The sequence below is a fragment of the Psychrobacter sp. T6-5 genome (assembly GCF_052258485.2).
Lineage (GTDB): Bacteria > Pseudomonadota > Gammaproteobacteria > Pseudomonadales > Moraxellaceae > Psychrobacter.
Genome location: NZ_JBQQEY020000001.1, coordinates 3,054,166 through 3,066,704, shown reverse-complemented (window position 1 = coordinate 3,066,704; position 12,539 = coordinate 3,054,166). Strand labels below are relative to the sequence as shown.

Below are 12,539 nucleotides of genomic sequence, written 5' to 3'. Positions count from 1 at the left end.
ATATAGACTCTTATTAAACTAAATCTGTAAAACAGAAGGGATAACCACAAGCCACGCATGAAACCAACTTCGCAACATTCCCAAGCGGTTCTTACTCCTAAAAAAAACAGCACGTCTGTCGACACGCTTGTTGTTAGCTCAGAATTTACTCAGCGCTTAGCAGTCTTAACGCGCAAGTTAGGCTATGTGTTTAATGATTTGAGCCTGCCAAAGCTTGCATTGACGCACCGCTCATTTGACAGCAAAAAAAACTATGAGCGTCTAGAGTTTTTAGGTGATGCGCTTTTGGGCATGATTGTGGGTGAGGCTTTATACCATCGTTATCCTAATCAAAACGAAGGGCGCCTAACCCGTATGCGTGCAACTTTGGTTCGCCAAGAGTCATTGGTTATTATCGCGCAAAATCTGGAGCTGTCTAATCATCTGATATTAGGTGTGGGTGAGCGTAAGGGTGGTGGTCGTAATCGCGCTTCGATATTGGCGGATGCGGTAGAGTCTTTGATTGGAGCCATCTATTTGGACAGTCAAGATATGGATATTACTCGTCACTGCGTACTTTCTTGGTATGGAGACTTGATTGATAACGTTAATGACCAAAAAGCACTAAAAGATGCGAAGAGCCGTTTGCAAGAGTGGTTACAGTCTAAGCAATTTGATTTGCCAAACTACGAGCTTATGGAAACACGTGGCAACGCTCCCCATCAAATTTTCGTGGTACGTTGTCACGTGAATATTCAAAACTGCCCTGATATTACTGAATCTGGTGAAAGCCGCCGTATCGCTGAGCAAAAAGCAGCAGAGCTTATGATTAATCAACTGCATAAACTTCCAGGATCCGCTAAAAAACGCTCTTAGCAAATATTCGCAGGTGATTACAGGCATATTTCTGAGTGAATAGTGCCGCTTTTAAGTGATGAGACCTGAAGCGGCATAGACCCAATTTACCTTATATACTACTTATTTCAAATATTACCAGCTGATATCCAATAGTAACTGCACCGACAAACTATTAAGTCATATTTGGCTGGATATAAACCCTATAGGATCAACTTATGAGCAATCACCCTGATGTGCCATCGAATAATGAAGATAGTACTCAAAATATGATTGAAAATACAGATGTCGATACGAATGCCGATAACGTAGAAGATATCACAATCGATAATGATATGGCGATTGAAGAGTTTTTTGCGCCAAATACGAATGCTCGTATGGCTGACGACTTCAGAGCTGGTTATGTTGCCATTGTTGGACGTCCAAACGTGGGTAAATCAACATTGATGAACCACTTATTGGGTCAAAAGCTGTCTATTACCTCGCGTAAGCCGCAAACGACGCGCCACCGTATTCATGGCATCTTGTCCAATCATGAGATGCAGGCAGTGTTTGTAGATACGCCAGGTATTCATCGCAATGAAGTACGGGCTATTAATGAGCGTATGAACAAAGCGGCAGTATCTGCTCTAGTAGATGTTGACCTAGTATTGTTTGTTGTTGACTCAGATCAATGGCGTGATGATGATCTATTGACGTTGCAAAAGCTTGGTGATACCAATTTAACTGTTGTATTGGTGATTAATAAGTCAGATACCTTAAAAGATAAAGGCAGCGTATTGCCACTTATTGAAACCTTTAATGAAAGTTTTGACTTTGCTGATATCGTTCCAGTATCGGCGCTTAAAAACCAAAACTTAGATCGTTTGCAAGAAGTGATCGCCTCACATTTACCAGTTGCTGCACCTATTTATGATACAGAGCAAATCACTGACCGTTCAGAGCGATTCTTAGCGAGCGAAATTATTCGTGAAAAAATCATGCGTAGTGCGGGTGATGAAGTGCCATACGACTTGACTGTACAGATTGATGCGTTTAAAGATGAGCCTGCGCATACAGATCCAAAGACAGGGCGTCCACGTAAAGCATGTACTTTTATTGATGCAACTATCTATGTTGAGCGCAGTGGTCAAAAAGCCATTGTCATTGGTGATAAAGGCCAGCGCATCAAGCAAGTCGGTATGGATGCCCGTAAAGACATGGAGCAGCTGTTTGACAAAAAGATTATGCTAACGCTATGGGTCAAAGTCAAGCGTGGCTGGTCCGATGACGAACGTGCATTAACCAGTTTGGGATATTGATAGCAATCACGCATAGTGCGGTAGTGCTACTACCCATATGTTAAATGCTGAGGTGATAAACGATGCGTAACGAAGCGTTAATTGGCTATTTATTACATCAGCGTCCTTATCAAGAAAAGCGTGCGTTGTATTATCTTTTTTCTCAGCAGCATGGTGTGATACATGGTGTTGGGAAAAAAGGCGCGCCGTTATTTATGCCTTTACAGCTATTTGCCACTGGCAAACGCGACCTAAAGACATTCACTCAAATCCAGATTACTTCGCAAACCACTCCTCAAACAAATAACGAGCAAAAAGAGAGTGCCCCTGCCATACTTTCTACTGTGCCTTACAGTAGTATCAATGGGCAGCATCAATATGCGGCGTTGTACCTTAATGAGATACTGTGGCGATTGTTACCGACCGAAGATCCAATGCCAGTATTGTGGCAACATTATCAGGACAGTCTACAGCAGCTGAAGCAACCTTTAGATAACACTGAGCTTCGTTTATGTTTACGCCAATTTGAGCAGCACCTATTCAATGAGTTAGGTTTCACCTTAACGCTAACGCATGACAACATCGAAAATACTATCGAACCTGATTGTGTGTATCGCTTTTTACCTGATGTAGGGCTAATACCAATCATGCAGAATACTACAGATTCTGAGCATTTGGATAGTACTACCGGACAAACTGTATTTAAAGGTATCGATATTCTTGAAATGGCTTACCTAGGTATTACTAAAGCAACGCTGAATAATTGGTCAAAGCTACATCGGCATCTGATAGATCATCTGCTTGATTATCAACCATTACAAAGTCGACTGCTATGGCAACAGCAGCAACGTTATCAATAGATAGATTATAATTTTTAAATCTATTGAATGCAGGCCACGAATTAACTCGTGATAATTTCGATACTGTTGCCTAGGTCGATGGTAATGATGAATAAAATATAGGACACGCTCTGATTTCTGACGTAGGATTAGAAAAAGATATCGTTATAATAAAAAATGCAATGTATTAAGATACTTAAAAGTGCTGTACTCTCTACTTTGTCAGCATTCAATTATCCATCACAATCGGTAGGGTGGTCTTTGTTAAGCTTTTGACGGATCCGACCATTTTGATTGAAAGAAATTTGGTACATTGTATTATTATAGGTAGATGTGGGGCAGTACTTGATATGGCCAAAATGACCTCGAGGCTTACCACTATCACCCCAAAATTTGATGTAATGGCGATTTGCTCCGACTCTGAGTTTCAGTGTACTATATTTTAAATTCAAAGATTGATTAAGTACTAGAGTATCAGCATTTGCATCGAAGTTTTTGTTACCGTTTTTGTCCACGAATAATATAAGCATGTTGTCACTATTTCGATCGCACAGTTTACCGTCATTCGATAGACAAACCAATACATCCTGTCTGGTGATGTAGCTTTCAGCTTTTGCCAAAGCGAGGGTGTTCTGTAATTGGGTTTTGACGCGTTTGGCTTCCATACGCGTTAATTGTGTCAATATGCTTGGCGTTGCAATCGCTACTATGATAGCCAATACCGTTACAGTAACAATAAGTTCAACGAGAGTGAAGCCATTCCTACCTTTGGATCCTAAAACGTGCAGATGTGTCGCAGAGTATTTATTACGTATAGTTAACTGATGCAGTGGAGCGTACCACTTATTTATTCGAAATATCAGCCTACCATGATTAATTACTCCTTTCACTGAAGTAGATACAAGTAAAAATACTATCAGTAATCTGTGATAATTTGATGATGTCTTATAAAGCGATTTCATAGGTTGCTACATCCTATAGCTTCAGATTTTCCAAATAAAATAATCGCGCTTATTTGCAATAGGTAGCTAGTCTATTATGCAAAGAAAAATGCTTAATAAAGACTAGTATTTTGGCTTGTTAGCAATATACAAAATTATTACTTATCTATAGATTACTTCTGACATGAAATAATGTTGACTATTGTAATATAAACGGAATATATGTCTAGTGTCAAAAAATGTTTCAATTAGTGAATAATGTGCATTAGGAATAGAGAAAAACTATTAATTGTAATAAAATATGTTCAAACGACAGGTAGCGCTTGAACTACTATCTATCGTGAACTGACATACAAAAGATATAGAGTGTAAGGTGTGTTAGTTCTAGGTAACTTAGAATGCTTATTGTGTTTTAGTTACAACATTATCGTGTAATAATGTGTAGCTCGTTAACGAAAAAAGTTGTAAACTGGATTGATAATCGCTAAGCTACGTTTTAATTGGTTTTGCTTTGTAACCTAAAATGTGTAAAAGATGTCTAATTTAGAGCGTCTTGAGAATCGGTTTTGCTTAATGCATCACTAAAATTATCCTTTGGAGGAAGTCCATGAAACTGAATAAAATTGCTCTAGCACTGTTCGCTGTAACAGCTGCACCTCTAGCAGCTAATGCCGGTGTTACTATTAGCCCACTATTACTAGGTTATCACTACAGCGAAGGCGCTGATGATGATCAGGCTGAACTACTAGGAGACTATAGTGGTAATGGCGATAGCTATTATAAAGAAGATGGTTTATACACTGGCGCAGCTTTAGGTATCGAACTTACTCCTTCTACTCAGTTCCAAGTAGAGTATGGTGTATCAGATACTGATGCTATCCGCCAAGACGGTTCTGATAACTTTGATGCAGAACAAGAAATGATCTCTGGTAACTTCTTAATTGGTACCGAAGAGTTCACTGGTTATACTGATAGCGCTCTTAAGCCATATGTATTAGTTGGTGCTGGTCAATCTAAACTTGAAATTAAAGACTCTTCAGGTGACAAAGTTAGTGGTACTAAAGACACTATTGGTAACCTAGGTCTAGGTGCTATGTATCGTATCAACGATGCACTAAGCCTACGTGGTGAAGCTCGTGCCATTCATAACTTTGACAACAACTGGTGGGAAGGCATGGCTTTGGCCGGTCTAGAAGTTGTACTTGGTGGTCATCTAGCACCTACAGTAGCTGTACCGCCAATGGAAGAGCCAATGGTTGACAACACTCCAGTAGTTGTTGTTGAAGCTGACCTTGATTCTGACGGCGATGGCGTACCTGATAGCATGGATGCATGCCCAGGCACTCCAATGAATGTAGTGGTTGATGAGCGCGGTTGCCCAGTACCAGTAGATATTACTGATGAGCTGAAAATGGAACTACGTGTATTCTTTGATAACGATAAATCAGCTATCAAAAACCAATACAAGCCAGAAATCGCTAAAGTAGCAGAAAAAATGCGTGAGTATCCAAACTCTACAGCTCGTGTAGAAGGTCATGCATCTAAAACTGGTCCTTCAGCACGTTACAACCAACGTCTATCTGAAGCTCGTGCCGTTGCTGTTAAATCTATGCTAACTAACGAATTCGGTATTGCTCCAAACCGTCTATCAACTGTTGGTTATGGTTATGACCAACCAATCGCATCAAACGATACTGAAGAAGGTCGTGCTATGAACCGTCGTGTTTATGCCATCATCACTGGTGACAAAACCATGACTGTTGAACAAACTAAAGATATGGTTGTTCAGTAAGTATTAGATAATTAATCGTATAATTAGATATATGGTTACAAAAAAAGCCACCCAATCGGGTGGCTTTTTTTATTTATGTATTGAGAAAAGTAAGTTATTTCATAAATTTATGAATCAATAATGTTATACTAGCCACCCAAACATTCTGTAAATTGACAGAATGTACATTAGCATAGCTATCTGTACGATGAATTTATCGGCATAGATATTTGATTATATTGAGATTTTCTGAGCGATAGCATTTATTGTGTATCATCTAGAATTCAATATTTATCTGATTGATGATAAGAGTTTATCCAGCGGCGCTTATTGCTACTGCATTTTTTTAAGACGACACGAGCATTTTATATGGCGAACGATATCAAACACCTGCGTAACATTGCAATTATTGCCCACGTTGACCACGGTAAAACAACTTTGGTTGATAAATTATTACATCAATCTGGTACTTTTGGCGATCGTGCAAATATTGCTGAACGTGCAATGGATTCAGGTGATATTGAGCAAGAACGTGGTATTACTATTTTGGCTAAAAATACAGCCATTCGTTGGACAGATCAGACTTCAGAAACTGAATACCGTATTAATATCGTTGATACCCCAGGTCACGCCGATTTCGGTGGTGAAGTTGAGCGTGTAATGTCAATGGTTGATTGCGTACTTTTGGTTGTTGATGCTGTCGATGGCCCGATGCCTCAGACTCGTTTTGTAACGCAAAAAGCATTTGAGCAAGGTCTAAAGCCGATTGTTGTTATCAATAAAATTGATCGTCCTGGCTCACGTCCTGATTGGGTTATGGATCAAATCTTTGATCTATTTGACAATCTTGGTGCAACTGATGAACAGCTTGATTTTCCAGTGGTTTATGCATCAGCGTTAAATGGTATTGCAGGTTTGGAAGCAGATGATTTAGCTGATGACATGACGCCACTATTTAAAACTATCGTTGATGTTGTACAACCACCACAGGTTGATGCAGACGCACCATTCCGTATGCAAATCTCAAGCCTTGATTACAATAGCTTCGTTGGTGTTATCGGTATTGGTCGTATCCAGCGCGGTAAAGTGAAAGTTAATACACCAGTTACTGTCATTGATAAGCATGGTAAGACACGTAACGGTCGTATCCTAAAAATCATGGGCTACCATGGCCTTGATCGTATTGATGTTGAAGATGCACAGGCTGGTGATATCGTTTGTATCACAGGTATCGATGCACTTAATATCTCAGATACGATTTGTGATCCTAATAATGTTGAAGCATTACCAGCACTAACAGTTGATCAGCCTACCGTATCAATGAATTTCCAAGTAAATAACTCACCATTTGCTGGTCGTGATGGTAAGTTTGTCACGTCACGTAATATTCGTGAGCGTCTTGAGCGTGAGTTGATTCATAACGTTGCACTACGTGTAGAAGATACTGAATCTCCAGATAAGTTCAAAGTATCAGGTCGTGGTGAGCTTCATCTATCTGTACTTATTGAAAACATGCGCCGTGAAGGCTTCGAGATGGGTGTTTCAGGCCCAGAAGTTATCGTAAAAGAAGTTGATGGCAAGCTACAAGAGCCGTATGAAAACGTTGTCTTCGATATCGAAGAAGAGCATCAGGGTTCTATCATGGAGCAGGTTGGTCTACGCAAAGGCGAAATGACCAATATGGAGCTTGATGGCAAAGGTCGTATGCGTATTGAAGCAACAGTACCAGCTCGTGGTTTGATTGGTTTCCGTTCTGAGTTTTTAACACTGACCTCAGGTAGTGGTATCATGACGTCAAGCTTCTCGCATTACGGTCCACAAAAGATCGGTGATGTGGGTGGTCGTTCAAACGGCGTATTGGTTTCTATGGCAAACGGTACTTGCCTAGGCTTCGCACTGTTTAACCTGCAAAAACGTGGTAAGTTATTTGCTGAGCCACAGCTTGAAGTTTATGAAGGTATGATTATTGGTCTTAACTCTCGTAACGATGATATGACGGTTAACCCAACAACTGGTAAGCAGCTTACTAACGTACGTGCTAGTGGTACTGATGAAGCATTGACTTTGACGCCAGCAGTTAAGTTCACGCTTGAGCAAGCGCTTGAATTCATTCAAGATGATGAGCTAGTTGAAGTAACACCAAAAGCAGTACGTATTCGTAAACGCTACCTGACTGAAAGTGAGCGTAAGCGTCACGGCCGTAGTAAGAAAAATGCATAATATTTTAGTTTAACTAAAATGATGTAACAAAAAAGGCTAACGTAAAGTTAGCCTTTTTTATTGTCTATTCATAAAGTTATAGTTTTTGATTTATGCTAAAAACAATTAAACACAGTAATTTATGGCGTGACAACCACGTAGTCGTTAGTATTAATCAAAATCTCTGATGGTTGATCAACGACGATACGCACAGTGTTATTGTTAATAACTTGTGATTTATAATAGTTGTCTTCTGCAACTGTACAGCCTAAACATCTTCCCATAGCATCCCAAGGCTCAACAAATAATTTTTGCTGCGCTTGATCGGCATTTCCACCGATAAGAGAGAAGGGCAGGCTCACGATATAGGCGGCGGTACCAGCCACAGCATTGACCAGTTGTAATGGTTTACCAACAATCGTATCTACTACCATCGTCTCATACGAAGGGCCAAAGTCAGTTTCGTCTATTTCTATAGCTGCAAAAGTAGGTTGCATACTAGCAGCCATTAACGCTAAGGAAGTAAAGACAGGCAACAACTTCTGCTTAACTGCGCGTTTGTTTTTGGCTTTAACCGTCATAACGATATCCTAAAATTCACAATGAGTATGATTAATGGCTGCTGCTGTCTCCATATAGGAATATCGCGGCAACGACAGGTAAGGTAAGTATTACAGAAGAATAAATAGTGCGCACTATTTGTGTAAGCGCTAGCACTATTAAAGCAAGATGTAGACCAATAAGCAACAAGAATACATGGGATATTCTTATGTGAGCAAAAAATATATCACACTAGATTGTATTTATTTTGAGGTAATGGCGGACTTATCTTTATTTAAGACAACATTGTATATGACCAATAATTAAGCTTAAGCTAGCGGCTGACAATTTGGACAGTAAACACTGGCTCTACCGTTAAGCTTGATATTCTCTAGTATGGTATCGCAGTGTGGACAACGCTCTCCTTGTCTACCATAAACATTCAAGGTTTGCTGAAAATAACCGGTTTGACCACTAGCTACTGTGAAATCTCGTAGCGTTGAGCCACCAAGCTTGATAGCCTTTTTTAATATATCTTTAATATGATCAACTAAAACTATCAGCTGCTCAAGTGATAGCTGATTCGCTGGAGTAGCAGGGTGAATACCTGATAGGTAGAGGCTTTCCGTCGCATAAATATTACCGACACCTACCACGACTTTTTGTTCCATAATGACAGATTTGATAGCTCGTGCGATGGACTGTGCTCGTTTGGTCGTGGGGCTTTTGTTAGAGCCTATATCGTTATGATCTTTATCAGATAAGTTATTACGTTGAATAACGTTATACAAATACTCTGCGGTAAAATCTTCTGAGAGTGGCTCAGGGCCTAAGTGGTCCAGTAATTTGCTACCGTAATCTTTATACCATAATACTGAGCCAAATCGTCTTGGATCGTAATAATGTAGCTGAGATTTTGCGTTTTCAGAATCCCTAAATACTACTATTAGATGATCATGTTTACGTTTGTCAGTGCCATAACTGTGCTGCTGTAAACTACCTGACATGCCTAAATGGATCAAAAGCTTAAGTGGTGCTACCATGGCATCATTATCATTAAGCACTGCGGGCAAAAAGTTAAGAACAAGATATTTTGCTCGGCGTTCAACGCTATCTAACGCGTAGTCAACCAGACTACTTAAGTCATCTGGCATCGCCCAACGCAGCTTTGGTTGAAAGACTTTTATGTCAATCACCTGTTGTCCTAACAATGGTGCAAGGCTAGTCTTGGTGGTTTCTACTTCTGGCAATTCGGGCATGATGTTTTATGACAACTCTATTTTTGAATGAATAATTGATAGCTTAACATTTCAACTAAGCCACAGCGCGACGAGCATGCAAAATACCATGCTGTTGTTCTAGTTTGGCGAGTAGTTTAGATAGATGCGCCAGCCCTGAAACTTCGATATGAAATTTCAAAAAGGCGATATTATCATCGTTACTAAGCGTTTCAACTTTGCGGATATTGACGTTTTCTTTATCAATAATCTGTGTCAAATCACGCAACAGGCCGCGTCTGTCATACGCCTCTACGTGGATATCAACTGGCTGATAGCGACCAGATTGTACTTGCCAAGCCGCCTCTATTTTGCGCTCAGGATCACGCTCGACCAAACGCAGATACTCAGGGCAACCTCGGTTATGAACGCTGACACCTCGCGATAGGGTGATGTATCCAGCAATAGGCTCACCATGTACAGGGTGGCAGCAGCCTGCTAAATTGATTTCAATATTATCCAGACCATCGATACGGATTTTGTAGGCATCGAGCTTGCTTGCATCTCTGGTATCGACGTGCGGTGCAAAGTTCTCTGGTGGTATCTCAGGCTCCAGATGTAGCTGCCGAGAAATATGACTGGTGAGCTGATTAAGACCAATATCACCTGTGACGAGCCCAACGATAATATCATCGGTCGTATTGACGTGGAAATGCTGGATGTAGTCATTTAAGTCGATGCTATTGGGATGCACAGATAGGCGCTCAAGCTCTTTGCTGAGCATCTGACGACCTATCTCAATATTCTTATCACGGTCTTGTTTGTTGAACCATTGACGCAGTTTTGAGCGTGCGCGGTTGGTATGAATATAGCCCAGTGAGGCAACTAGCCAATCACGATTGGGCTCACGCGATGCCTTAGTGATGATCTCAACTTGTTCCCCTGTTTTTAGCTGATAAGTCAATGGCACATAACGCTGATTGACTCGGGCTGCCTGCGCACGGTTACCAACTTGGGTATGCACATAATAGGCAAAATCGAGAACGGTTGCACCTTTTGGGAGCTCGGTGATGTCGCCGTCACGGCTGAAAATATAGATACGCTCGAGCTCATCAAAATCAACGAGTTGCTCTTCTTCGTCAAACTCCATTTCATCTAGCTCTTCGCCTGTCATGACAGACGAGCGTGGCTGATTACGGGTCTCGTTGTTAATAGACAGTAACTGACGTAGCGAGCTGATTCTTTGATTTAAGTAGTTGTCTTTTTTATTCTTCAGGCCTTCTTTGTAATTGACATGTGCGCACATGCCAAGCTCTGCTTCAAAGTGCATTTCTTGAGTACGAATCTGCACTTCAAGCGATTTGTTTTCGGCAATGACGGCGGTATGTAGTGAGCGGTAGCCGTTTGACTTTGGATTGGTAATATAATCGTCAAATTGCTCAGGAATATAACGCCACAAACCGTGTACCAAGCCTAAGACGTGATAACAATCTGAAGGATTATTGACCAATACTCGTAATGCACGAATATCATAAAGCTGGTCAAAGGATAAGCCTTTGAGCTTCATTTTGCGGTAAATAGAATAGATGTGCTTAACACGTCCGGATACTTCGCCCTCAATGCCAGCATTCGCTAATGCCTCATTGAGCTTGTCTTCTACACGCTGAATATAAGACTCGCGTTCGCTTCGCTTTTCGGACAGTAGCTTGGCAATCTCTTTGTATCTATCAGGCGCAAGGTAGCGAAACGCTAGGTCTTCAAGCTCCCATTTAAGCTGCGCGATACCTAGGCGATGTGCTAACGGGGCATAAATAGTCATGACCTCACGCGCGACACGAGTTTGACGCTCTGGCCTAGAAAACGTCAACTCACGCATGGCAAAGGTACGCTCTGCCAATTTGATGAGTACCACACGCACGTCGTTGGTGACAGAAATGAGCATGCTATAAATATTTGATAGCTGGTCACGCTGATTATTGACGAAATGATCTTCTAAGCGTTTATTACTCTCAATAATCTCTGAGAGTTTCCCCATTGCTAAAGTGTCTTTGACAAGGGTTAGGATATCCGCACCAAAATTTTTCTCAACTTCAGCGAGACTAATGATGGATTTGCGTGCACTGCGATATAGCATGGCAGCAACAAGCGCGTCTTCATCTTGATAGAGATAGGTCAATATGTCTGTCATGCCAATACCAGTGACGTAAGCACCTGAGCGCTCAGATTCGCTAGTATTCATGTGGCTACGGATAAACTCACAAGCAGCACTCAGATGAGGTACGGACTCTTGTCCGATACGCTTCGCCACATTGTCGAGCCAAGTTGGTACATCAATATTGGCTTGATCTAAATCAATGGATTCGAGCTCTTCGTCTGAGAGCGTATAGGTATTGTCCAGATACTCGTTTTCAAGCGTGGGGTCGAGGCCATCATAAGTATGCGCCGCTGATCGATCGAAAGTCGTATGTAGCTTGTGAGTTGACAGCTGGTATTTGATATCGAGGGGAATTTGGGCGTAACTATTGGCAGACTGGTGGGAGCGTTGGCTCGCCACCAATTGCGCCGCAAGTGCTGCACTATCGGCCTGCGTGGTTTGTCCATCCACCAGCGGTAATCCTTCACGAATTTTTACCATAGCCGACTCCTCTTAGCTATTTTGAATTGATTATAACCTCATCTACTATGCACACACTCTGAATGAACGATTCATAAAGTGCCAGCTATAAACCAATACAACTGCTAAAAATCTGATTTTTAGCAGCTATAAAATGCGCGTAAAATATATAAAGCTATGAGTGCAAATACTTCTTATACCCTTATTTAAAACATAAGAAGATTGTTTAGTATTATCTCACTTTGAAGTGACAAATCAAGCGAGGCTCTGTAATGACCATGGTTAATTGCGTGAAATAGCCGCG

9 protein-coding genes are annotated in these 12,539 nt (G+C 41.1%); 5 read left to right on the top strand and 4 right to left on the bottom strand.

From position 1 onward, the window contains the following. The first annotated feature begins 57 nt into the window (after nucleotides 1–57). The 3 genes from rnc (at nucleotide 58) to recO (ending at nucleotide 2,974) form a co-directional block, all read left to right on the top strand. Nucleotides 58–855, top strand: a complete 798-nt coding sequence (rnc, locus tag ACTXGK_RS27830; RefSeq protein ID WP_201598824.1) for a ribonuclease III — start codon at nucleotides 58–60, stop codon at nucleotides 853–855. Between the two features lie 314 nt (nucleotides 856–1,169). Beyond that, complete coding sequence (gene era / locus ACTXGK_RS27825; protein WP_227675693.1) at nucleotides 1,170–2,135, top strand: GTPase Era; 966 nt, start codon at nucleotides 1,170–1,172, stop codon at nucleotides 2,133–2,135. A gap of 62 nt (nucleotides 2,136–2,197) precedes the next feature. Next, on the top strand, nucleotides 2,198–2,974 hold the full coding sequence (recO, locus tag ACTXGK_RS27820; protein WP_443514508.1) for a DNA repair protein RecO: 777 nt from the start codon (nucleotides 2,198–2,200) through the stop codon (nucleotides 2,972–2,974). 212 nt (nucleotides 2,975–3,186) lie between these two features. Here the strand turns inward: recO and ACTXGK_RS27815 are convergent, their stop codons facing one another. After that, nucleotides 3,187–3,915 carry a GspH/FimT family pseudopilin gene (locus tag ACTXGK_RS27815; protein ID WP_443514507.1) on the bottom strand — a complete coding sequence of 243 codons (729 nt, stop codon included), beginning with the start codon at nucleotides 3,913–3,915 and terminating at the stop codon, nucleotides 3,187–3,189. Nucleotides 3,916–4,501: 586 nt separating this feature from the next. Between ACTXGK_RS27815 and ACTXGK_RS27810 the strand changes: the two genes are divergently transcribed. Then, complete coding sequence (locus tag ACTXGK_RS27810; RefSeq protein ID WP_058024499.1) at nucleotides 4,502–5,686, top strand: OmpA family protein; 1,185 nt, start codon at nucleotides 4,502–4,504, stop codon at nucleotides 5,684–5,686. 348 nt (nucleotides 5,687–6,034) lie between these two features. Further along, complete coding sequence (gene typA / locus ACTXGK_RS27805; RefSeq protein ID WP_443514506.1) at nucleotides 6,035–7,885, top strand: translational GTPase TypA; 1,851 nt, start codon at nucleotides 6,035–6,037, stop codon at nucleotides 7,883–7,885. Nucleotides 7,886–8,004: 119 nt separating this feature from the next. Here typA and ACTXGK_RS27800 read toward each other — a convergent pair whose 3' ends face one another. From ACTXGK_RS27800 to ACTXGK_RS27790, 3 genes are all read right to left on the bottom strand, one after another. After that, nucleotides 8,005–8,445 (bottom strand): hypothetical protein, encoded by a 441-nt coding sequence (locus ACTXGK_RS27800; RefSeq protein WP_394210254.1) that lies wholly within the window; start codon nucleotides 8,443–8,445, stop codon nucleotides 8,005–8,007. Between the two features lie 288 nt (nucleotides 8,446–8,733). Then, entirely contained in the window at nucleotides 8,734–9,663 is a 930-nt protein-coding gene (gene mutM / locus ACTXGK_RS27795) for a bifunctional DNA-formamidopyrimidine glycosylase/DNA-(apurinic or apyrimidinic site) lyase (RefSeq protein ID WP_443514505.1), read from the bottom strand. Between the two features lie 55 nt (nucleotides 9,664–9,718). Next, nucleotides 9,719–12,256, bottom strand: coding sequence for a RelA/SpoT family protein (locus ACTXGK_RS27790; protein ID WP_443514504.1), 2,538 nt, complete (start codon nucleotides 12,254–12,256; stop codon nucleotides 9,719–9,721). Between the last annotated feature and the right edge of the window lie 283 nt (nucleotides 12,257–12,539).

Bases quoted from the DNA above. Each gene is read 5' to 3' on its own strand.
- recO (WP_443514508.1), top strand. From the start codon at position 2,198: ATGCGTAACGAAGCGTTAATTGGCTATTTATTACATCAGCGTCCTTAT.
- ACTXGK_RS27790 (WP_443514504.1), bottom strand. From the start codon at position 12,256: ATGGTAAAAATTCGTGAAGGATTACCGCTGGTGGATGGACAAACCACG.
- ACTXGK_RS27815 (WP_443514507.1), bottom strand. From the start codon at position 3,915: ATGAAATCGCTTTATAAGACATCATCAAATTATCACAGATTACTGATA.
- era (WP_227675693.1), top strand. From the start codon at position 1,170: ATGGCGATTGAAGAGTTTTTTGCGCCAAATACGAATGCTCGTATGGCT.
- typA (WP_443514506.1), top strand. From the start codon at position 6,035: ATGGCGAACGATATCAAACACCTGCGTAACATTGCAATTATTGCCCAC.
- rnc (WP_201598824.1), top strand. From the start codon at position 58: ATGAAACCAACTTCGCAACATTCCCAAGCGGTTCTTACTCCTAAAAAA.
- ACTXGK_RS27810 (WP_058024499.1), top strand. From the start codon at position 4,502: ATGAAACTGAATAAAATTGCTCTAGCACTGTTCGCTGTAACAGCTGCA.
- ACTXGK_RS27800 (WP_394210254.1), bottom strand. From the start codon at position 8,445: ATGACGGTTAAAGCCAAAAACAAACGCGCAGTTAAGCAGAAGTTGTTG.
- mutM (WP_443514505.1), bottom strand. From the start codon at position 9,663: ATGCCCGAATTGCCAGAAGTAGAAACCACCAAGACTAGCCTTGCACCA.